The sequence below is a fragment of the Blastococcus sp. SYSU DS0510 genome, assembly GCF_054050835.1.
In genome coordinates, this window is record NZ_JBJHAC010000011.1 from 1 (window position 1) to 21,886 (window position 21,886).

17 protein-coding genes and 1 pseudogene are annotated in these 21,886 nt (G+C 75.2%); 4 read left to right on the forward strand and 14 right to left on the reverse strand.

Annotation, left to right across the window (positions count from 1 at the left end; all coding sequences use genetic code 11):
• Positions 1-183 precede the first annotated feature (183 nt).
• The 4 genes and pseudogenes from ACI79P_RS10510 to ACI79P_RS10525 all read right to left on the reverse strand — a co-directional run bounded on the left by ACI79P_RS10510 (position 184) and on the right by ACI79P_RS10525 (position 4,665).
• Positions 184-810, reverse strand: coding sequence for an HPr family phosphocarrier protein (locus ACI79P_RS10510; RefSeq protein ID WP_456581132.1), 627 nt, complete (start codon positions 808-810; stop codon positions 184-186).
• Between the two features lie 31 nt (positions 811-841).
• Positions 842-2,848: pseudogene (locus ACI79P_RS10515) on the reverse strand (PTS fructose transporter subunit IIABC); the annotation flags it as partial.
• 18 nt (positions 2,849-2,866) lie between these two features.
• On the reverse strand, positions 2,867-3,898 hold the full coding sequence (locus tag ACI79P_RS10520) for a 1-phosphofructokinase family hexose kinase (RefSeq protein ID WP_456580993.1): 1,032 nt from the start codon (positions 3,896-3,898) through the stop codon (positions 2,867-2,869).
• Positions 3,895-4,665: a DeoR/GlpR family DNA-binding transcription regulator gene (locus ACI79P_RS10525; RefSeq protein WP_456580994.1), complete on the reverse strand. Its 771-nt coding sequence runs from the start codon at positions 4,663-4,665 to the stop codon at positions 3,895-3,897. The genes ACI79P_RS10520 and ACI79P_RS10525 overlap by 4 nt, the downstream gene beginning before the upstream one ends.
• Positions 4,666-4,815: 150 nt before the next feature.
• Between ACI79P_RS10525 and ACI79P_RS10530 the strand changes: the two genes are divergently transcribed.
• From ACI79P_RS10530 to ACI79P_RS10540, 3 genes are all read left to right on the forward strand, one after another.
• A complete protein-coding gene (locus ACI79P_RS10530) occupies positions 4,816-6,513 on the forward strand; it encodes a putative PEP-binding protein (RefSeq protein ID WP_456580995.1) in 1,698 nt (565 codons plus the stop codon).
• 132 nt (positions 6,514-6,645) lie between these two features.
• On the forward strand, positions 6,646-6,795 hold the full coding sequence (locus ACI79P_RS10535; RefSeq protein ID WP_456580996.1) for a hypothetical protein: 150 nt from the start codon (positions 6,646-6,648) through the stop codon (positions 6,793-6,795).
• 170 nt (positions 6,796-6,965) lie between these two features.
• Positions 6,966-9,059: a diguanylate cyclase domain-containing protein gene (locus tag ACI79P_RS10540; RefSeq protein ID WP_456580997.1), complete on the forward strand. Its 2,094-nt coding sequence runs from the start codon at positions 6,966-6,968 to the stop codon at positions 9,057-9,059.
• A 4-nt stretch (positions 9,060-9,063) separates the two neighbouring features.
• On the opposite strand, the gene ACI79P_RS10545 is transcribed toward ACI79P_RS10540, so the two are convergent.
• Both ACI79P_RS10545 and ACI79P_RS10550 read right to left on the reverse strand, forming a co-directional pair.
• Positions 9,064-9,897 (reverse strand): tyrosine-protein phosphatase, encoded by an 834-nt coding sequence (locus ACI79P_RS10545; RefSeq protein ID WP_456580998.1) that lies wholly within the window; start codon positions 9,895-9,897, stop codon positions 9,064-9,066.
• A gap of 32 nt (positions 9,898-9,929) precedes the next feature.
• Positions 9,930-11,498: a chitinase gene (locus ACI79P_RS10550; protein ID WP_456580999.1), complete on the reverse strand. Its 1,569-nt coding sequence runs from the start codon at positions 11,496-11,498 to the stop codon at positions 9,930-9,932.
• Positions 11,499-11,737: 239 nt separating this feature from the next.
• Between ACI79P_RS10550 and ACI79P_RS10555 the strand changes: the two genes are divergently transcribed.
• Positions 11,738-14,839 (forward strand): glycosyltransferase family 2 protein, encoded by a 3,102-nt coding sequence (locus ACI79P_RS10555; RefSeq protein WP_456581000.1) that lies wholly within the window; start codon positions 11,738-11,740, stop codon positions 14,837-14,839.
• 117 nt (positions 14,840-14,956) lie between these two features.
• On the opposite strand, the gene ACI79P_RS10560 is transcribed toward ACI79P_RS10555, so the two are convergent.
• From ACI79P_RS10560 to ACI79P_RS10595, 8 genes are all read right to left on the reverse strand, one after another.
• Complete coding sequence (locus ACI79P_RS10560; protein ID WP_456581001.1) at positions 14,957-15,868, reverse strand: 3-methyladenine DNA glycosylase; 912 nt, start codon at positions 15,866-15,868, stop codon at positions 14,957-14,959.
• Between the two features lie 42 nt (positions 15,869-15,910).
• The gene (locus tag ACI79P_RS10565) at positions 15,911-17,854 is read right to left on the reverse strand and encodes a helix-turn-helix domain-containing protein (RefSeq protein ID WP_456581133.1); all 1,944 of its coding nucleotides are present in this window, start codon (positions 17,852-17,854) and stop codon (positions 15,911-15,913) included.
• Positions 17,855-17,871: 17 nt separating this feature from the next.
• Positions 17,872-18,627, reverse strand: coding sequence for a 3-hydroxybutyrate dehydrogenase (locus ACI79P_RS10570; protein ID WP_456581002.1), 756 nt, complete (start codon positions 18,625-18,627; stop codon positions 17,872-17,874).
• A gap of 102 nt (positions 18,628-18,729) precedes the next feature.
• Entirely contained in the window at positions 18,730-18,897 is a 168-nt protein-coding gene (locus tag ACI79P_RS10575; protein WP_456581003.1) for a hypothetical protein, read from the reverse strand.
• Positions 18,894-19,145 (reverse strand): hypothetical protein, encoded by a 252-nt coding sequence (locus ACI79P_RS10580; protein WP_456581004.1) that lies wholly within the window; start codon positions 19,143-19,145, stop codon positions 18,894-18,896. Before ACI79P_RS10580 ends, ACI79P_RS10575 begins: the two co-directional genes overlap by 4 nt.
• A gap of 215 nt (positions 19,146-19,360) precedes the next feature.
• The gene (locus ACI79P_RS10585) at positions 19,361-21,199 is read right to left on the reverse strand and encodes an acyl-CoA dehydrogenase (protein ID WP_456581005.1); all 1,839 of its coding nucleotides are present in this window, start codon (positions 21,197-21,199) and stop codon (positions 19,361-19,363) included.
• Between the two features lie 137 nt (positions 21,200-21,336).
• A complete protein-coding gene (locus ACI79P_RS10590; RefSeq protein WP_456581006.1) occupies positions 21,337-21,708 on the reverse strand; it encodes a lipopolysaccharide assembly protein LapA domain-containing protein in 372 nt (123 codons plus the stop codon).
• Positions 21,705-21,875 carry a hypothetical protein gene (locus ACI79P_RS10595; protein ID WP_456581007.1) on the reverse strand — a complete coding sequence of 57 codons (171 nt, stop codon included), beginning with the start codon at positions 21,873-21,875 and terminating at the stop codon, positions 21,705-21,707. Before ACI79P_RS10595 ends, ACI79P_RS10590 begins: the two co-directional genes overlap by 4 nt.
• Positions 21,876-21,886: the final 11 nt, after the last annotated feature.

A 21,886-nucleotide genomic window follows, 5' to 3' on the forward strand; every position in this document is an offset into this window, starting at 1 on the left:
GGGGGGGGTTGAGGGGCCGCCCCCCCCCCGGTCGGGACCCGGGGTTTGAGCGGTTGCCGTCAGCCCCGGGTGGCCCCCCCCCCCGCCGGGGGTGGGGGGGCCCACGCCACGATCAGGGCACCTGATCATGGACGACGGCGACGGCGCCCTCCCGCGCGGGGAGGGCGCCGTCGCCGTCTCGGGTCACTCCGCGTCGAGGTCCTGGGCGACGAGGTCCGCGATGCGGTCCAGCGCGGCCTGGTCCTCGCTGGCGACGATCACCTCCGAGCCCTGCTTCGCGCCGAGGGTCATGATCATCAACGGCGAACCGGCGTCGACCGGGTTGCCGCCGGGGGTGGCGAGGGTGACGGGCACCCCGGCCTTCCCGACGGCCTCGGCGATCAGCGCGGCCGGGCGGGCGTGCAGCCCCACCCGGGAGCCGACGGTCACGGTCTGACTGGGCATGTGTCCTCTTCTCGCTGTCGTGCTGGGGGAGGCGGCGCCCTCGCAGGGTCCCATCGCGAGCGTGCGAGCGCTGGGGGGCGAGGGGGTCCTTCTCCTGGCGGTCAGGCCGTGGGGGGGGGGGGGGGGGGGGGGGGGGGGGGGGGGGGGGGGGGGGGGGGGGGGGGGGGGGGGGGGGGGGGGGGGGGGGGGGGGGGGGGGGAGGGGGCCGCTGCCGCGCCCACGCCCGGCCGCCGCCCGCGCGCCCCGCGGCGCCGCCCCCCGCCCCCCCCCCCCCCCCCCCCCCCCCCCCCCCCCCCCCCCCCCCCCCGGGGGTCGGGTTGTGCGCGTGCGCCAGGTCGACGGCGTCCTCCGGGGCGTCGTCGGCATCGCTGCGCCCGAAGCTCTTGGCGAGCGTGACCGCGATGCCACCCACGACGGCGCCGATGGCGATGGCCAGCAGCCACAGCAGGACGTTGCTGATCGCGAAGAAGACGAACACCCCGCCGTGCGGAGCCCGCGCCTCGATCCCCAGGACGGCGACGATGGCACCGGTGGTCGCGCCGCCGAGCATCATCGACGGGATGACCCTGACCGGGTCGGCCGCGGCGAAGGGGATGGCCCCCTCGGAGATGAACGAGAGGCCGAGCAGCCAGGCCGCCTTGCCGTTCTCCCGCTCCGCGGCCGTGTAGAGCCTCGAGCGGATCGCGGTGCTGAGCGCCATGGCCAGCGGGGGCACCATCCCGGCGGCCATCACGGTCGCCATGATCGTGAACGAGCCGCTGGTCTGCGAGGCCAGGCCGGCGGTGGCGAAGAGGTACGCCGCCTTGTTGACCGGCCCGCCCAGGTCGAAGGACATCATCAGGCCGAGGATGATCCCGAGCAGGATGGCCGAGGACCCGCTGAGGCCGTTGAGCCAGTTCCCCAGCCCCTCGAGCGCCGCCGCCAGCGGGCGGCCCAGCAGCATGACCATGATGCCGCTGGAGATCAGCGTCGCGAGGAGCGGGATGATCACGACGGGCTGGAGCCCCCGCACGCCGGAGGGCAGCTTCCAGCGGCTGATCCACAGGGCCACCAGGCCGGCGAGGATGCCGCCCACCAGGCCACCGAGGAAGCCGGCGCCCACGGTCAGCGACACGGCACCGACGACGAAGCCGGGCGCGATGCCCGGCCGGTCGGCGATGGCGTACGCGATGTAGCCGGCGAGGGCCGGGACGAGGAAGGCGAACGCAGCCTGCCCGAGGACCGTGCAGACCGCGCCGAGGTAGCCGAGGAGGCCGAACCGGAGCTCCTCGGTGCTCTGGCCGACCGGGAGGTCGAGCAGCGAGTTGTTCAGCACCCAGCTCAGGGCGTAGCTCTGGCCATCGGCGTCGGGGTTGCCGGTGACGATCTGGTAGCCCCCGAGCGCGAACCCCAGCGCGATGAGCAGGCCGCCCGCGGCGACGAACGGGATCATGTAGCTCACGCCGGTGAGCAGCCAGCGGCGGATCTCGGTGGCCGTTCCCGGCCGCCCCCCGGCGCCGGACGGGGCCGCGGCGCCCGACGCGCTGCCGGGCACGCGGCGTGCGTTCGGGTCGTGCGCGGCGGCCAGCGCCTCGCGGATCATCACGTCGGGCTCGTTGATGGCCCGTTTGGTGCCGCTCTGCACGAGCGGCTTGCCGGCGAACCGGTCCTGGTCGCGGACCCCGACGTCGACGGCGAAGATCACGGCGTCGGCGGCGCGGATGACGGCCGGGTCGAGCGGGGTGGAGCCCGAGGAGCCCTGCGTCTCGACGTGCACGTCGACCTCGGCGGCCTCGCCGGCGGCGGCCAGCTTGTCGGCGGCCATGTAGGTGTGCGCGATGCCCGTGGGGCAGGCGCTGACAACGACGACGCTCCTGCGGGCAGCGGGCTCCGACGGCGGTCCTCCGGCGGGAGCGGCGGCCGGCGCGGTCGCCGCCGAGCCCGCGGTCGCCCCGGCCGGTGCCGCCGCGGGCGCCGGGGAGACGACCTCCTCCACGAGCGCGACGATCTCCGCGTCCGAGGTCGCCGACCGCAGCGAGGCGACGAAGTCCGGCCGCACCAGGGCACGCGCCAGGGCGGTCAGCAGGGTGAGGTGGTCGGCATCGCCGTGCGCGGGGGCGGCGATGAGGAAGGCGAGGTCGGCCGGGCCGTCGGGGGCGCCGAAGTCCACCTTCGGGGAGAGGCGGGCGAAGGCGAGCGACGGCTCGGTCACCGCCTCGGAGCGGCAGTGCGGGATCGCGATGCCCCCGGGCAGGCCGGTCGCCGCCTGCGCCTCGCGGGCCAGGACGTCGGCCTGCAGGGCGTCGGCGTCGGTGGCCCGGCCGGTGGCGGCGACCAGTTCGGCCAGCCGGCGGACGACCGCGGCCTTGTCCGGCCCGAGATCGGCGTCGAGCGCCACCAGGTCGGGAGTGATCAGTGCGGGCATGGGCCTCTCCCGGGGGAGTCAGAGGGCGTCCCGGCCGACGGCCGGGACGGGGTTCGGGACGGTGGGACTCGTGCTGCCGGGGAGCCCGGCGGTGACCCGTACTGCCGGACCGTCCACCTGGGCCGGGGTGGGGACGGCGGATCCGGGGAGCGACGCGCTGGCCGCTCCGTAGGCGACGGCGTTGCGCAGCCGCTCGGCCGGCGGCGCGCCGGCCAGGGAGGCGAGGAGGTGGCCGGCGAGGCTGCAGTCGCCGGCGCCGACCGTGCTGCGGACGGTCACCCGCGGCGGACGGGCGGACCAGAGCTCGCCGTCGGCCGTGGAGAGGAGCGCGCCGTCCGCGCCGAGCGTGAGCAGCACCTCGGCGACACCGCGATCGTGCAGCGAGCGCACCGCGGCGAGCATCGCGGCCGGGTCGCGCAGCACCTCCTCCTCGGTGAGACCGGCCAGCTGGGCCAGCTCCTCGGCGTTCGGCTTCAGGAGGTCGGGAGCGGCGTCGGGCCCCGCGGACAGCAGCGCGACGAGGGGTGCCTCACTGGTGTCCACGGCGATGCGCGCCCCGGTGTCCCGAAGCGAGCGGACGAGGTCGGCGTACCAGTCGGCCGGCGTCGACGGCGGCAGGGAGCCGGAGAGGACGACCCACTCCGCGGCCGCGGCGTGCCCGTGCAGGACGCCGCTGAGCGCGCTCCGCGAGACCTCGGTGAGCGGGGCGCCCGGCTCGTTCAGCTTCGTCGTCGTGCCGGCCGGGTCGACCAGCGTGTAGTTGGTCCGCACGGGGGTCGGGACGGGGACGGTGGCCAGCTCGAGGCCGAGGGCGCGCAGCGCCGTGACGATCGGGTCCGACGCCGCCGCCGGGAGGATCGACACCACGTCGCCGCCCGCCGCGGCGAGGGCGCGGGCCACGTTGACCCCCTTGCCCCCCGGCTCGGTGGTGGTCCCGGCCAGCCGCACGATGCCGCCCTGGCCGAGCGGGCCGGGCAGCTCCAGGGTCCGGTCCAGGCTGGGGTTGGCGGTCAGGGTGACGACCCGGCCGGGCCGCCGCGGGCCGGTCACGCGAGCACCACCTCGACGCCGGCCTTCTCCAGCTCGGCGACCACCCCGGGATCGGCCTTCCCGTCGGTGACCAGGACGTCGACGTCCTCGATGGCGGCGTAGCGCACCAGGTGCTCACGTCCCAGCTTGCTGCTGTCGGCGAGCACCACGACGCGCTGCCCGGCCCGCACCATGGCCCGCTTCACCGACGCCTCGGCGTCGTCCGGCGTGGTGAAGCCGTGGTCGGGGGTGATGCCGTTGGCGCCGAGGAACGCCACGTCGACGCGCAGCTCGGCCAGGGCCCGGACGGTCGTCTCGCCCACCGCGCACTGGGTGACGCCGCGGACGCGACCTCCGAGCACGTGCAGCGTGACGCCGCCGGTCCCGGAGAGCCGGGAGGCGATGGGGACCGAGGAGGTGACGGCGAGCAGCCGGCGGTCGGCGGGCAGGAGCTCGGCGAGGGCGGCCGTCGTCGTCCCGCCGTCCAGGACGATGCTGCCCTCCGCGCCGGGCAGGAGAGCCAGGGCCGCCGCGGCGATCGCGCGCTTCTCGTCGCTGTGCGTGCGGTGCCGCTCGCCGAGGCCCGGCTCGACCAGGGTGAGGGCGCCGGCCGGCACGGCCCCGCCGTGCACCCGGCGGAGCGTGCCGGCCCGCTCGAGGACGGCGAGGTCGCGCCGGACGGTCTCCGTGGTCACGCCGAACTCCTCGGCCAGGGCGGCGACGGCCAGCCGGCCGCGATCGGTCACCAGCGCCGCGATCGCCTGCTGGCGCTCCTCGGGATAGAGCACGGGCCCTCCGGGACGGTCGACGGTGTCCGAATGTGTGGCTTCGCCGTTGTGCTTGTGTTGTTTTACGTCCGATCCGTTGACAAGTCAACAGGAATTCGTGACCCTGATCACGGCACCCGCCCTCCCGCACCGGCGCTCAGCGAGGTCCTCATGTCCAGCACCGTCTCCCCGCCCGCGACCGCGGGTCCCGCGGTCCTCACCGGCACCCCGGTGGTCCCGGGGGCTGCCGTCGGGCCCGTCGTCCGCCCCGCGGGGACGATCCGCCTCCCGGCCGACGACGGCGCCGAGGTGCCCGGCTCCGAGCGGGAGTCGGAGAAGGCCCGCTACGGCGCGGCCGCCGAGGCCGTGGCCGCGCGGCTCACCTCGCGCGCCGCGGCGGCGACCGGGGTGAGCGCCGAGGTCCTCAGCACCACGGCGGGCATCGCGCGGGACCGCGCGCTGCGCACCGCGGCGGAGCAGCGGATCGACGCGGGCACCCCGGCCGCCGTCGCCGCGGTGCAGGCCGCGCAGCAGTTCATGGACATGTTCGCGGCGCTGGGCGGCCTGATGGCCGAGCGCGTGCCGGACGTGCGCGACGTCCGCGACCGGATCGTCGCCGAGCTCACCGGCCAGGGCGAGCCCGGCGTCCCCGCGCCGGACGTGCCTTCCATCCTGCTCGCCGACGACCTCGCGCCGGCCGACACCGCGGGCCTGGACCCGGCACGGATCCTCGGGCTGGCCACCCGGCTGGGCGGCACGACCAGCCACACCGCGATCATCGCCCGCCAGCTCGGCCTGCCCTGCGTCGTCGGCGTGGGTGGGCTCGACGCGGTCCCCGCCGGGGCCACGGTGCTCCTCGACGGCGAGCAGGGGACGCTGACCGTCGACCCCGAGCCGGAGGAGGCGAGGGCGCGGGTGGCCGCCGCCCGGCTGGCCGCCGAGGCGCTGGCCGGCTACCGGGGGCCGGGGCGCACGAGGGACGGGCACGTCGTCCAGGTGCTGGCCAACGTGCAGGACGGCGCCGGCGCCCGGGCCGCCGCCCGCGCGCTCGCCGAGGGGGTCGGGCTGTTCCGGACGGAGCTCGCCTTCCTGGGCCGTGCGGAGGAGCCCTCGGTCGAGGAGCAGGCGACCGGGTACGCCGAGGTCCTGGCGGCCTTCCCGGGCCGGAAGGTCGTCGTCCGGACCCTGGACGCCGGCTCGGACAAGCCGCTGGCCTTCGCCACCCCGCCCGACGAGGCCAACCCGGCGCTCGGCGTCCGCGGCCTGCGGGTCGCCCGCCGCGACCCCGGGCTGCTCGAGCGCCAGCTCGACGCGATCGCCGAGGCGGCGGCGCGGACCGCGTCGACGCCCTGGGTCATGGCTCCGATGGTGGCCACCGTGCCGGAGGCGGCCGGCTTCGCCTCCGCCGTGCGCGCCCGTGGGCTGGTGCCCGGCGTGATGATCGAGGTGCCCTCGGCCGTCCTGCACGCCGAGCGCCTGCTCGCCCACGTGGACTTCCTGTCCATCGGCACCAACGACCTGTCCCAGTACGCCCTCGCCGCCGACCGGCTCTCCGCCGATCTCGCCGAGCTCACCGACCCGTGGCAGCCCGCGCTGCTCGAGCTGGTGGCGCTCACGGCCGCTGCGGGTCGGCGCGCCGGGAAGCCGGTCGGCGTCTGCGGGGAGGCCGCCGCCGATCCGCTCCTGGGGTGCGTCCTCGTCGGGCTCGGGATCAGCTCCCTGTCCTGCGCCACCTCCGCCGTCGCCGGGGTGGGCGCCCGCCTGTCCACCGTCGACCTCGTGGCCTGCCAGCGGGCTGCCGAGGCGGCGCTGGCGACCGACGAACCGTTGGCGGCCCGAGCGGCGGCTCGCGCGGCCCTCGCCGCGTGACGACTCTCACCCCAACGGATGAGGAACCTTCGGTGGAGTCTCAGGTCCGCCGACGTTTCGTCGGATTAGATTGGCAGGTGCCTGCGTTACTACGGCTGCAGGCATCACATTCCGACGAAAGAGGCAACAACGATGAGCAGCGTGACGACCAGCTGGCGGCGGCGTCGGCAGCTGGCGCGTACCCGCCGGGAGCTGAACAAGGCCCTGGCCCGCAGCAGCAGCCCGGCCATGCGTGACGAGCTCCTGACGATGGCCAACGGCAGCCACCTCCTCGGCCGCTGAGCCCCGGCCGCGCGGCGCGCGGCCCGTGAAACCGACCCCGGTTCCCCCTCAGGGACCGGGGTCGCGTGCGTCCCGGCCCGTCCCGGGCGCGCCTCCGACCCGCGACCGCGGCTCACCCGGAGCGGTCGGTTCCGCTCAAGCGGGGGTGCTGGTCCGCCGATCACCGAGCCGTGGGCACACGAGCACCCGCCACCGGCGCCGCGAGCGCCGGCCGGTCGGCCGAGGCGCGGGAGACCCCCGGCATCACCATGGCCGGGGTGCTGCACTACGTCCGCCGCCACGGCGGGGACGACGCCGTCGCTGCGGTGCTGGACCGCGCCGGGCTCGCCGACGTCGCCGACCAGGTCGACGACCAGGCCCGCTGGTGGAGCTACGACACCCGCATCCGGCTGTTCACCGCGGCCACCGAGGTGCTGGGCGACCCGGACACGATGTTCCACGTGGGCGCGGCCGCGATGCGCAGCGGCCTGGGCCACTCCCTGCTGCTGGCCCTGCGTGCGCTCGGCACGCCGCGCCAGGTGTTCCGCCAGCTGCCCCGGGCCGCGGCGAAGTTCACCACCGTCTCCCGCATGGAGATCCGCGAGACCACCGCGACGTCGGCCACCGTCGCCCTGCACCTGGCCGACGGCTACGCCCACTCGGCGCTGGACTGCGCCTACGCGCGCGGCCTGGCGGTCACCATCCCGGCCATCTTCGGCCTGCGTCCCGGCGTGCTCGCGCAGACCGAGTGCTGCGTCGACGGCACCGGGACCTGCATCTACCGCCTCACCTGGGAGCGGCGGTCGCGGTGGCGCCGCCGACGGCCCGGCGCGGCGGCGGCCGACCCGGAGCTGGCGGCGCTCCGGGGACAGCTGCGCACGCTCCAGTCGGCCGCGGGCGACCTCGTCGCCAGCGAGGACCTCGACACCGTCCTCCACCGCATCGTGGCCCGCGCCGGCGAAGCCGTGCTCGCCCCGGCGCACCTGCTCGTCGTCACCGCGCCGGGCGGCGGGCCGCCGCTGGTCCACGGCGCCGGGATCCCCGAGCACCAGCTGCCCGACCTGGCCGCCCGCATCCTCGCCGGGGACGACCTGGACGCCACCGCCGTGGTGGTCGACGTCGCCTCCCCGCGCCGCCGGCACGGCCGGCTGGCCGCGATCTACCCGTCGGGCGACGGCGAGATGACCGACGAGCACGCGATGCTGGCCGCCTACGCGGGGCACGCGGCGGCGGCCCTGGACCTGATCATCGCCCTGCAGGAGGCGCGCACGGAGGCGGGCCGGGCAGGTGCGCTGCTGGAGCTGGCCCACGAGCTGGCCGCCGCGGCGGATGCCGTGGAGGTGGCCGAGCTGGTCACCGCGGCGCTCCTGCGCGTCGTCGGCTGCGCCCGTGCCAGCCTCCTGCTGTGGGATCCCGGTGCCGGGGTCCTGCGGGCGTCCGCGACCGCCGGCCTGTCCGAGGAGCAGGCGGCGGTGATGCGGCTGACCGCGCTGCGTCCCGAGGAGACGCCTGAGCTGATGGGGCTGCTGACCGAGCGGGACCCGCTCGTCCTCGACGACACGACCAGCAGCCCCACCATCCGCGCGCTGCTGCGGGGCGTCGGGAGCGCGCGCGTCGTCGCCGTCCCCCTGCTCGCCGGCTCGGCGTTCCTGGGCGTGGTGACGGTCGGCTGGCAGACCGGGCAGGCGCCCGACGAGCTCGGCGGTGACGTGCTGGCCCGGCTGCGCGGTGTCGGTGACCAGGCCGCCACGGCGCTGCAGAAGGCCCGGCTCCTCGAGACAGTGCGACACCAGGCCACCCACGACGCGCTGACCGGCCTGCCCAACCGCGTCCTCTTCCTGGAGCGGCTCGAGACGACGCTCGCCGCGACCGGTCCCGACGGCCGGCTCGGGGTGCTGTTCTGCGACCTCGACCGGTTCAAGGAGGTCAACGACTCGCTCGGGCACGCGGCCGGCGACGAGCTCCTGCGCCAGGTGTCGGCGCGGCTGCGCGCCGCCGTCCGCCCCGGGGACACGGTGGGCCGGCTCAGCGGGGACGAGTTCGCCATCGTGCTCCCGGACCTCGCCGATGCCGGCCACGCGCAGCTCCTCGCCGACCGCATCACCGCCTGCTTCGACGAGCCCTTCCGGCTCGAGGGCACCCCCGTGCGGGTCGGCACCAGCGTCGGGGTCGCCGTCCTCGGCGAGGAGCGGGCGTGCGACGCCGACGCGCTGCTCCGCGAGGCGGATGCGGCGATGTACCGCGAGAAGCAGCGGCGCGGCCCCTCGGCCCGCGCCGGCCGCTGACCGCTCAGCCGCGCAGCCGCGCCCGCAGCGCCGCCTGCTCGTCGGCGCCGAAGCCGTGCGCGTGCAGCCAGCCGACCGGGCCGTCGAAGCGCTCGTCGAGCAGCGCCAGCAGCCGGTCCATCGTCTCGGCGCGCGGGGTGTGGCTGGCGACGTCGCGGGTGACCATGTCCTCGGCGTAGGTCGGCGAGGTGGCCAGCTTCGCCACCAGCGCGTCGATGATCTCCGCGGTGAGGGCGTAGTCGGCGACGATCTCCTCGTGCGGCACCCCGGCGACCGCGAGCGCCAGGGCGCACACCACGCCGGTTCGGTCCTTGCCGGCCGCGCAGTGCACCACCGACGCGCCCTCGGGAGCCCGGGTGAGCGCCCGCAGGGCGCCGACCACGTTCTCCGAGCGCTGGCCGAGGTAGCCCAGGTAGGAGCGCACGGCCGGGGGCTCGCCCTCGTCGTGGGCGGCGACCTGCCGCGGCAGCAGCGACTCGGTCCACCCCGCCACGAGCTCGGGCCGGGGGTCGTCCTCCTCGACAGCGAAGACGTCGGTGTGGTGCCCCCGCTCGGGCAGCAGGGTGAAGTGCCGGTGGGTGACCTCGGGGACGGCGCGCAGCGGGCCGCGCCCCTCGAGCAGGATCTCCGCGGTGGTGCGCAGGTCGATCACCTGGCGCAGCCCGAGCTCGCCGACCAGGCGCCGGACGTCGGTGTCGGTGAGGGTCTGCAGGTTGTCGCTCCGCAGGATCCGGCCGGTCGCCGTCCGCCCGCCGTCGGTGGTGGGCAGCCCGCCGAGGTCCCGCATGTTCGTGGTGCCGTCGAGGCGGATCCAGCGGTCGGTGTGCGGAGAGGTCACCCCTGGGACGGTACGGCGTCCGCCCCCGGGGCTCAGCTCCCGGCGGGCTGGCCGGGGATCGTGAACAGCGGCCCCCAGGCCTCGTCGGGCCCGATCGGGAACAGGGTCCCCGGGGTGGCCCCGCGGTTGGCCCAGCGCGCCTCGTAGGGCAGCCCGTCCAGGAGGACCCGGGCGCCCCGCTGGTAGAGGGCGTCGGGGTTCCACACCTCCGTCACGTCGGTGACGGTCGGCACCGGCTGGGGGGCCGACTCCGTCGTCTCCACCACGCCGAGCAGCGCCCAGGGCGACGGGACACCGGCCGTGGCCGGCACGGAGGGGTCGACCCCCATGGCGTACCAGCGGGCCTCGTACACGTTGCCGTGCCACACGACCTTGTAGCCGGCCGGGTACTGGGCCTCGGCCCGCCAGATCGGGTAGGGGCTCGTCGCCGGGTCGTCGACGACCGGCTGACGACCGGCATCCTCCACGGTGTCGTCGATCTGCACGGCGGGGCCGTCGCCACCGAGGCCGGCGAACGCGGTCACGAAGGCGAGGGCCTCCTGGGGGACGCCGCTGCAGGTGTTCGAGTGGACCGCGACGTCGGCGAAGCTCGCGCCGCAGCCGGTGTCGCGGTTCAGCGACCACAGCGAGAGCCGCCCCAGGCCGGTGGCACGCGCGAACGAGGCGAGCGCCGCGGCGTCGTCGAGGGAGAAGACCTCGCCCTCGACGTCGTTCTGGCCGATCATCGGGGTCGCGCCGATCCGGCTCCAGACCTGCCGCTCCGCCAGGGAGGTGCCGATCTCCTCGTACAGGGCGCGGACCTGATCGGCCGTGGCGCGGAGCGCCTGCTCGGTCGCCTCGATCATGGACTGCTCCGCGGGCTTGGCGCCGCCGTAGTCCATCGTCATCACGTTGACGCCGGTCAGCTCCACGCCGCCGGCCAGGGTGGCGCGCACGAGCTCCACGCCCTCGGCGGTCATCCCGGTCGGGGCCACCGGCACGGTGAGCCACACGGCGAGGGGGGAGCCGGCGGCCGCCCGCTCGCGCTGCAGGTCGGCCAGGGCGGCCGCGCGCCGGCCGGCCGCGGCGAGGTCGGCGACGGCGGTGCCCTCCACGTCGAGGTCGACGGCGGAGAGGTCGTAGCGCTCGACGACGTCGCGGTACGCGTCGGTGAGGTCGCCGGTGTCCGTGCAGGTGATGGCGAGCTCGTCGTTGACCAGCCCGCCGAAGCTCACCATGACGTCGCCGCCGGCAGACCGCAGCTGGTCGATCCGACGGTCCAGCTCCAGGTCGGTACCGGCCTGCTCGAGGGAGTAGTAGCCGCCCCAGCTGGGTGCGCAGCCGTCCTCCGGGTCGGCCACGACGAAGGCCAGGGCAACGGTTCGCGCGGGGTTGACCGACGGGTCCTGGAACTGGAAGGTCGGGGTCAGGGTCACGTCGACGTAGGGGACGCTCCAGGACAGGCTCGCCGGCTCCGTCCGGTCGGCGGCCTCGGTCACCGAGACGAACGCCCCGCCGGCGACCGCGGCGACGACCAGCAGCAGCAGGCCCACGCGCGTCCAGGACAGCCGGCGCGCCACCGGCTGCTCCTCGTCCCGGGGTGCGGCGCTCGATGCGCCCATGGAAGCCCTCGCTCTCGTCGACGCGGTCCCCGGTCGGGACTGCGGTTGGGTGGCTCGACCTCGGCACAGCCTGCCCCGTGATGGCACCCGTCCGCCCCACGCCGGGCACGGGCCTCATCACGAGGGGTGACCGGGGGCAGCGGCCGGGCCTGCCGGGGCCGCAGGATGCGATCCGACGTGGGGGACGCCGGTCGGACGCCTGGCACCCGTCGGAGTCGACGAGCACGAAGGCGGAACTGATGCGACGAACCCTTCCCGATCCGCGCCGGCCGGACGTCCGGCGGCAGTGGGGGAGCGACCGACGGCGGGAACCCCTCCCGCTGGTGCCCGCGAAGGTGTCCGAGCGGCGCATGGCGATCGGCCGGCTGGCCATCGTCCTGACCGTCTCGGCGTGGGCCGTGTACGTGGCCTTCACCATCGAGCAGCAGTTCATCGAGGGGAAGGCTGACAGCGCGCGGCTGGTCATCGAGGCGATCGTCTACCTGCTGCTGATCACCGGCCTGGCCACGTCGGCCATGGCCTACCTCATCACCCGGATCGGGTTCTTCTACCGGAGCCGGGCGCACACCCGGGCGTCGCGCGCCGTCCTCGACGCCTTCTTCGACCAGCCCGCGGCTCCGGTGACGGTGCTCGTCCCCTCGTACCAGGAGGACGAGCGGGTCATCCGGACGACGCTGCTGTCAGCAGCGCTCCAGGAGTACCCGGCGCTGCACGTGGTGCTGCTCATCGACGACCCGCAGAACCCGACCACGAACCGGGCCCGGGCACTGCTGGACGACGCGCGGGCGCTCCCCGGCAGCATCACGGCCCAGCTCGAGGTGCCCGCCGGCCGTTTCCGGGAGGCCCGCGACGCCTTCGAGCGGGCGGTGGGGGACGGCGCCGGCCGGGCCGCGACGGCCGACGACGTCCGGGAGCTGGCCGAGCACTACCGCTTCGCCGTCGAGTGGCTGCACGACCTGGGCGCCCGGCACGAGATCATCGACCACACCGACGTCTTCTTCGTCGAGCACGTGGTCGGCGCGTTGGCCGCGGACCTCGCCACGGTCGGCGATGCGCTGGTCAGCGCGGCCCAGGAGGGCGCGGTCCTCCCCGGCGACCGGCTGCTGCAGCTCTACCGCCGGCTCACCGCGACCTTCGGCGCACGCGTCAGCAGCTTCGAGCGCAAGCGCTACCGGTCGCTCTCCCACGAGCCGAACAAGGCCATGAACCTCAACAGCTACATCGGTCTCATGGGGGGCAGCTACCGGGAGGTCCAGACGCCGGTGGGGCTGGCGCTCGTCAGGTCTGCGGCACGGGTGGCCGACCTGACGGTCGAGGAACCCGAGTACGTCCTCACCCTGGACGCCGACAGCATGCTGCTCCCGGAGTACGCCGCGCGGATCGTGCACCTGCTCAGCCAGAGCGCGCACAGCGGGGTGGCCGTCGCGCAGACGCCGTACAGCTCGTTCCCGGGGTCGGCGACCCGGCTGGAGCGGATCTCCGGTGCGTCGACGGACCTGCAGCACATCGTCCACCAGGGCATGACCCAGTACGACGCGACCTTCTGGGTCGGGGCGAACGCGGTGCTGCGCAAGCGGGCCCTCGACGACATCGTCGAGGTGGACTACGACGGTGACTTCGAGATCCGGCGCTACATCCAGGACCGCACGGTCATCGAGGACACCGAGTCGACCATCGACCTCGGGGTGCACGGCTGGTCGCTGCTGAACTACCCGGAGCGGCTGGCCTACTCGGCGACCCCGCCCGACTTCGGCTCGCTGTGCATCCAGCGGCAGCGGTGGGCCAACGGCGGTCTGCTGATCCTCTCCAAGCTGCGCGAGCAGGTCCGGGCTCGCCGGGCGCGCGGGGAGCGCAACCGCTTCGGCGAGCTGTTCCTCCGGGTGAACTACATGGCCTCCATCTTCTGGAGCTCCGTGTGCCTCGTCGTCATGCTCTTCTACCCGTTCAACGCCGAGCTGCTCCACCCGCTCCTGCTGCTCGTGTCGGTGCCGTACTTCCTCATGATGGCCGGAGATCTGCGCGCCACCGGGTACCGGCGGACCGACGTCCTGCGCATCTACGGCTTCAACCTGATCCTGCTGCCGGTCAACCTGTCGGGCTCCTTCGCCTCCATCCTGCAGCTGATCACCGGGGAGAAGAGCGCCTTCAAGCGGACGCCGAAGGTTCGTGACCGCACGACGGCGGGGGCCGTGTTCATCCTCGCGCCCCTGGCGCTGATCGGGTTCTCCGCCTACACCGTCGTCGTGGACATCCAGTCGCAGCACTGGGGCCATCTCGTCTTCGCCGCGCTCAACACCGCGCTGGCCACCTACGCCATGGTCGCGTTCGTGGGTCTCGGCAACAGCATGGTGGACCTGTGGGTGCACCTGCGGGACTGGCTCTACCGCCCGGTGGAGCCGCGTCGGCAGGGGGACGTCCGCGCGGGTCGGCCGTCCCGGTCGTCGGGAGCCGCCCAGCCCCGGCCCGTCGCCGTCCCGCCGGCTCCCGACTGGGCTTCCGTCCTCCACTACGGCATCCCCGGCACGCCGGGGGGCGTCGCCGTGCCCACGGACGTCGGCGGCGAGCGGGAGGTCGCTCCGGTCCCCGCGCCGCGGTCCGCCCCGCCGGTCGAGCCGGACGACAGCGCCGTGGTGGCCGCGTTCCGCGACTTCATCTTCTTCACCGTCTTCCAGCCGATCGTCGATCTGACGACCGGCGAACCGGTGGGGTACGAGGCGCTGTGCCGGTTCGCCGACGGACGGGCTCCCCAGGAGCGGCTGGATGCGGCGACCGACCGCGGCATCGGCGTGGACCTCGACGGCGCGTTGCTGCGGGCCTCGCTGGCCGCCGCGGCGTCGCTGCCCGAGGGTGCGTGGGTCTCGGTGAACGTCTCCCCGGCGCTGTGGCACTCGCCGCGGGAGCTCTCCAGCATCGTCAGCCGCTCGACCTGCCCGGTGGTCCTGGAGTCCGGCACGCTGGTCGAGGGGCGGAGCCTCTCCGCGGCCGAGCTGCCGATCGGGGTGCAGGTCGCGCTGGAGAACCCGCTGGTGGGATACGAGAGCTTCCGCTGGGTGGAGGAGCACCGGCCGGGCTTCCTCAAGCTCGGGCGGGAGACGACGGTCGGCATCGAGCACGACGCCGCGCGGCGTGCGCTGCTCGCGGCCCTCGTGCCCTTCGCCGAGGAGCGCGGGTGCCGTGTCGTGGCCTCGGGGGTGGAGACGGCGACCGAGCGGGACGCGCTGCGGGAGAGCGGGGTCCAGCTGGCGCAGGGCTTCTTCCTCGGGCTGCCGGCACCCGCGCGCGTGCTGGACCGGCGACCGGCGTCCGGACCCGGCCTGGTCGAGGTCTCGTCCGGGCGGTGAGCTCGGTGCTGTGACGGGGCCTGACCCGCGCCGCGCCCGGACCGCCCGCGACGATCAGCGACCCTGATCATCGAGCGTCCTCCCTCACGGTGCGCGGTGAGGGAGGACGCTCCACGATCAGGTCCCCTGATCCCGGCCACGGGACGGCGGAGTCGCGGTGCCGGTGAGGAGGCGGTCGCAGACGTCGATCAGGCGCTGCCGCAGCACGGCGCCCCGCTCGGCGAACCCCCGCTGCGCGGCCACGTACTGGGCCTTGCCCTCGGGCGTCTCGATGGGGACGGGGGCGTAGCCGTGCGCGCGCAGGTCGTACGGGGAGGCGCGCATGTCCATCTCCCGGATCGCCACGGCCAGCTCGAAGCAGTCGGCGACCAGCTCCCCCGGGGTGGCGGGGCTGAGCTTGTAGGCCCATTTGTAGAGGTCCATGCCCGCGTGCAGGCACCCCGGCTGCTCCAGCAGCGGCTGGCTCTCGCGGGTGGGCTGCAGCCGGTTCCGCCCGACGGCGGCCGGGGTGAAGAACCGGAACGCGTCGAAGTGGCTGCACCGGACCGGGTGCGCCTCGACGACGGCGTCGGTGCCCTCCTGGCCGAGCCGCAGCGGGACCGGGTGCCGGGTGCCCGTGTCGCGGTAGACCATCGCCCACTCGTGCAGGCCGAAGCACCCGGTGAACGCCGGGCGGGAGGCGGTCGCCACGAGCAGCCGGCGGACGAAGCGCACGGTGTCCCCGCGGTCGGCCAGGAAGGCGGTGACGTCGAGCCGCACCGTCGCGCCGTCGGTCCCGTACCAGCGCCGGCCCTCGTGCGGTGCGGGCCCGGCCAGGGCGACGTCCGGGCCGGGGTGCCAGCGACGGAGCCGGCCCGGCGTCTCGGAGTAGTAGGTGAACAGGAAGTCCAGCACCGGGTGGGTCTCGCCACGACGGCGGCGCTCGCGGTGCGGCACCGCCCAGCGGTCCACCCGCAGCTCGTGCGCCGCGGTCCGCGCCCGCCACTCCTCGACCGCCAAAACCGGCGGGTGGACGGCGGTCTGCTGCACCGGGCCAGGGTACGAGCCCCTGTCGGGGCACCGGCCGGGAAGTCAGTCCGGGTCGACGCGGGTGAGCCGGTGCAGGCGCAGCGCGAGCTGGACCTCCAGGGCGCGGGCGGGGGAGGACCACTCCCGGCCGAGCAGGCGGCCGATGCGGTCCAGGCGCTGGGTGACGGTGTTGACGTGCACCTGCAGGGCCTCCGCCGCCCGGGCCGGCGAGCTGCCCGCCGCGAAGAAGGCCTCCAGCGTCCCCTCCAGGTCGGTGCCCCGCTTCGCGTCGTACTCGAGCACGGGGGCCAGCGTCGCCGTCACGAAGGCGGGCACGTCGCGGCCCTCCCCGACGAGCAGGCCGAAGAACCCGAGCTCCTCGGCGCTCGCCGAGTCGCCGGTGCGGCCGAGCGCCACCAGGGTCGCCGCGCAGCGGGCGGCCTCCGCGTGTGCCGCCGCGACCGCACCCGGGCCGGAGGCCGGCCCGGCGCCCCCGACGGTGGCCGCGCCGGCGCCGGCGGCGGCGAGCTCCCGGCGGACCGTGGCCGCCGCGGTGCCGGGCTCGAGCCCGGGCAGGCAGAGGACGACGCAGCCGCCGTGCAGGCCGGCCAGCCCACCGCGGGTCGCCGCCAGGTGGGCCGCGGTGGCCAGCGCCCGTGGCCGGCACCGGGCCTCGACCCGGGCGACGACGACGGCGTGCGGGCGGTCGAGGTCCGCGCCCAGCCGGCGTGCGCGCTCCCGCAGCCCGTCGGGGTCGCGCAGCCCGGGGCTCAGCAGCGCCTCGAGCAGCTCACCCCGCACCCGGTTCTCCGCCTCGCCCGCCGTCCGGCGGATGAGCAGCAGCAGGGCGGTGACCAGCGCGGCGCGCTCCAGGATCCGCTGGTCGGAGTCGGCCAGCTCCTCCTCGCGGTGCAGCACCAGCCCGCCCAGCAGCTCGCTGTCCACCGTGACGGCGGCGGTCCACCAGCTGCCGTCCTGCACCGTGCGGCCGGTCGCGCGGGCCAGGGTGAGGGCCCCGGCGGGATCGGGCGGCAGCGCGGTCGCCGCCTCGGCGCCGGGCGAGGCGGCCCGGCCCTCCTCGTCGAGCACGGTGATGCTGCCGCCCAGGGCCTCGGTCACCGCGGCGGCGACGTCCTCGACCCCGCCGCCGCGCAGGACGACGTCGATGAACCGGTCGTGCGCGCCGGCCGCCCGCTCCACCGACGCGGTGTGGGCGCGCAGCCGGCGGCTGGCCGCCGAGAGCTCGTCCAGCGCCGACCGCGTCTCCTCCAGCAGCCGGGCGTTGTCCAGGGCGATCGCCGCGTGGGCGGCCAGCGAGCCCAGGAGGGAGACCTGCGACCGGTCGAAGGTGCGCTCGCGTCTGTCGGCGGCGAAGAGGACGCCGATGACCTGCGCGCCCCGGACCAGCGGCACCCCGAGGATCGCGACGAGCCCCTCCTCGCGCACGCCGTCGTTGATCTCGGTCGTGTGCCGGAACCGGGGGTCGGTGAAGTAGCTCGCCGTGGCGTAGGGCGCGGCGGTCTGGGCGACGAGCCCGCCCAGCCCCGCCCCCATCGGCAGCCGCAGGCCTTGGAACCGGGCCGAGACCGAGCCGTCGGTGACCCGCATGGAGGTGTCGCCGCGCACGGGGTCGTTCAGCGTCAGGTAGGAGACGTCGCTGCCCAGCAGCTGGCGGGCACGCCGGACGATGGCGGTGAGCACCGAGTCCACGCCGCGCAGCGCCGCGAGGTCGTTGGCGGTGTCGAACAGGGCGGTGAGCTCGGACTCCCGGCGGCGCCGGGCGGCGAACGCCTCGCGGACCTCCAGCGCCAGCACCTTGACCCGGTCCAGCTCGGCGAGCTCGTCGGCGTCGGCCCCCGCCGCCCGCGCCCGCACCAGCGGCCGTTCGTACTCGATCGCCGCAGCGTCGCCGAGCAGGAGCTCGAAGAACTCGGCGGTCCGGCCCGGCACCGGGCGCGGGCCGGCACCGCCGGAGGAGGGCGCCGCGGGGGTGGACACGACCGGCATTCTGGCCGGTCGCGCGGTCACCGTGCGCTCCACCCGCCGTCCATGACCAGAGAGGTGCCGGTGACCGAGGCCGCGGAGGGGGAGCACAGCCAGGCGACGGCGTCGGCCACCTCCACCGGCTCGATCAGCCGCTTCACCGCCGCCGGGGCCAGCATCACCTGCTCGACGACGTCGCCCTCGGACAGGCCGTGCGCCAGCGCCTGCGCGGCGATCTGCCCCTCCACCAGCGGGGTTCGCACGTAGGCGGGGTTGACGCAGTTCGAGGTGACGCCCCGCGCGGCGCCCTCCAGGGCGATCACCTTGGAGAGCCCCTCCAGGCCGTGCTTGGCCGTGACGTAGGCCGACTTGTACGGCGAGGCGCGCAGCCCGTGGACCGAGCTGACGTTGACCACCCGGCCCCAGCCGCGGTCGTACATGTGCGGCAGCGCGCCGCGGACCAGCCGGAAGGGGGCCTCCAGCATCAGCCGCAGGATGTGGGAGAACCGGTCGACCGGGAACTCGTGCACCGGCGCGACGTGCTGCAGGCCGGCGTTGTTGACCAGGATGTCGACGCCGAGGTCGAGGCGGTCGACGGCGTCCAGGTCGGAGAGGTCCGCCGTGACCGCCGTGCCGCCCACCTGCGCGGCCACGGCCTGCGCGCCCTCGGCGTCGCGGTCGACGACCACGACGTCGGCGCCGTCGGCGGCCAGCCGGAGGGCGCAGGCCCGGCCGATGCCGGACGCCCCGCCGGTGATGAGTGCCCGCCGCCCGACCAGGGGACCGTTGACCGCCATGGCGCGAACGCTAGGCCGCCGGTGCGACCTGCCCCACGGTCGCCACGCACACAGCGCGCTGCCCCCTGGTGGTGTGGCAGCACACCCGCCACCCGGGCTCGGTCAGTCGGGGACGTTCCCCGGGCGGGTGACGCCGTCGTCCCGCTGCGCGTCGTCGTCGGTGGTGAGCGTCGCCTCGCCCTCGGGGGCGCCGTCCTCCTGGGCCTCGGCGACGGGCCCGTCCGTGGTGTCGGGGGACTCGCGGTACCCGGTCGGCTGGGACTCGGTCATCGGCCGTCGTCCCCGGAGCGGTCGGTCGGGGCCTGGACCTCGCCGGTGGCGCCGGCGCGGGTGGCGCGGGCGACGTCGCCGTCCGCGCGCGCGGGCAGGTCGTCCCCCTGGGCGGCGTCCCGCTCGACGCCTTCCTCGGCGGTGAGCGGCACGTCGTCGAAGGAGGAGGCGAGGTCGCTGTTGGCCCCCGTGCCCGACGAGGTGGGTACGTCCTGCTGGATGCGGTCGCTGCCCTGCGGATCGGTCATGCCGGCCTCCTGTCCGTCGGCTGTCCCGACAGCCCATGCCCGTCGTCGTCTCCCCCAAACGACCGAGGCCGCCTCGCCGATGCGAAGGCGCCTCGGTGTTCGTGCGGGTCGTCCCGAGCGGGGGCCCGGAGGGTTCCCCGAGGGACGACGGCAGCGCTCAGCCCACCAGGGGGACGGCTCCTGGCCGCGGTGTCGTCCGGAGGACGACAGTGTGCTCAGAAGGCCGCTTCCGGCACGTCCATGAGGGCGTTGTCGGTGGCCTCGACGATGGCCCGCTCCGCCGTGAGCCTCGGCAGCACCTGGGTGGCGAAGAAGCGCGTGGCGGCGAGCTTGCCCTCGTAGAAGTGCCTGTCCTTCTCGCCGACGTCGCCGGCCAGGGCGGCCAGGGCCACCTCGGACTGGCGGATCAGCAGCCAGGCGGTGATCAGGTCGCCGGTGGCCAGCAGCAGCCGGCTGGTGTTCTGCGCGACCTTGTAGAGCGAGGACATGTCCTCCTGGGCGGCGGTCAGGTGACCGAACATCGCGGTGAGCATGCCCTGGACGTCCTGGAGGGCGGTGCCGAGCAGCGTCCGCTCCTCCTTGAGCCGGCCGTTCCCGGCCTCGCCGTCGACCGTGGCCTGGATCTGCTCGGCCAGCCAGGTCAGCGCGACGCCGCCGTCCTTGACGATCTTCCGGAAGAAGAAGTCCTGGCCCTGGATCGCGGTCGTGCCCTCGTAGAGGGTGTCGATCTTGGAGTCCCGGATGTACTGCTCGATCGGGTAGTCCTGCAGGAAGCCCGAACCGCCCAGCGTCTGCAGCGACTCGGAGGTGAGCAGCTCCGTGGCGCGCTCGGAGCCGAAGCCCTTGACGACCGGCAGCAGCAGGTCGTTGACCCGCTCGGCCAGCCGGGCCGCCTCGCTGTCCCCGGCGGCCTCCGCCTCGGTGACGCGGTCGCGGAAGCCCGCGGTGTAGAGGTACAGCGCCCGCATGCCCTCGGCGTAGGCCTTCTGCCGCATCAGCGAGCGGCGGACGTCCGGGTGGTGGGTGATGGTCACCCGGGGGGCGTCCTTGCTGGTCGCCGTCAGGTCGGCGCCCTGGACGCGGGTCTTGGCGTAGTCGAGCGCGACCTGGTAGCCCGCCGAGAGGGTCGCGATCGCCTTGGCGCCGACGAACATCCGGGCGTGCTCGATGACCTTGAACATCTGGGCGATGCCGTCGTGCACCTCGCCGACCAGCCAGCCCTGCGCCGGCACCGGGCCGTCCCCGAAGGTGAGTTCACACGTCGTCGAGACCTTGAGGCCCATCTTCTTCTCGACGTTGGTGACGTAGGCCCCGTTGCGCTCGCCGAGCTCACCGGTCGCGAGGTCGACGTGGAACTTGGGGACGACGAAGAGCGACAGACCCTTGGTGCCGGCCTTCGCGCCCTCGGGCCGGGCCAGGACCAGGTGGATGATGTTGTCGCTCATGTCGTGCTCGGCCGACGTGATGAACCGCTTCACGCCGTGGATGTGCCAGGAGCCGTCGGGCTGCTGCACGGCCTTGGTGGTGCCGGCGCCGACGTCGGAGCCCGCGTCGGGCTCGGTGAGGACCATCGTGGCGCCCCACCGGTGCTCCAGCATGAGCTCGGCCAGGCGCTTCTGGTCCGGCGTGCCCAGCTCGTCGAGGATGGCGGCGAAGGCGGCGCCCGAGCCGTACATGAACACGGCGGGGTTGGCGCCCAGGATCATCTCGAAGGCGCCCCAGGTGAGGGCGTGGGGCGCGCCGAAGCCGCCGAGGTGCTCGGGCAGGTCGAGACGGGACCACTCGCCGTCCTCGACGGCCTTGTACGACTTCTTGAACGACTCCGGGAGGGTCACGGAGTTCGTGGCCGGGTCGAAGACCGGCGGGTTGCGGTCGGCGTCGACGAAGGAGGCGGCGACCGGACCCTCGGCGAGCTTCCGGATCTCGGCCAGGATCCCGCGCGCGGTGCCGGCGTCCATCTGCTCGAACGGACCGGTGCCGAACTTGTCCTTCGTCTCCAGGAACTCGAAGAGGTTGAACTCGAGGTCCCGCAGATTGGCGGTGTAGTGCGTCATGGCGCTCAGGCTCCCGTGCTCCGTGCCGGCGGACGGCGTCGTCCTACTCGCGAGTAACAAACGCTATTACCCGCGAGTAGTAACGGCAAGCACCGGGTCGCCGGACACGCATGCGGCCGGGGTGTGCCCCGGAGGGGTCAGCGCTTGCGACGCCGCGCGCGCATGACCGCGCCCGCCAGCCACACGAGCAGGCCGCCCAGCGCCGCCGCCACCAGCAGCGCCACGACCAGGGGGCCCTCGACGTCGGTGAAGACGAGGCTGATCTGCACCGACTGGCCGTTGAAGACGACGAACAGCACCAGCAGGACGGTGACGAAGATGAGCAGCGCCAGCGCGAGGGAGCGGCCGATGGCCTTCCCGGTGTGCCGTTCGCGGGCCGGGGCCGGCTCGGCCGGCCGTTCGGTGGTGCGGTCGGGTTCGGCGCCGGGATCGCCCGGGGGCTGGGAGCCGAGCCCGACGCTGAGCGGGTCGCGCTGCGCGCCGGCAGGCTCCCGTCCGGGGCCGCTCACCGGGCGTCCGGTTCGGTGTCGGCGGGCGGGTAGGCCGGGCCGGCGATGCCGTCGGCCGGCCCCTCCGTGGCGCCCAGGGAGTCGCGGTCCTCGCCGGGCGCCTTCTGCGCGCCGAGCGGCTGGGCCTCGCGGTCGGAGCCCAGGTTGTTCTCGTCCGGCATGGTCATGAGGAGTGATC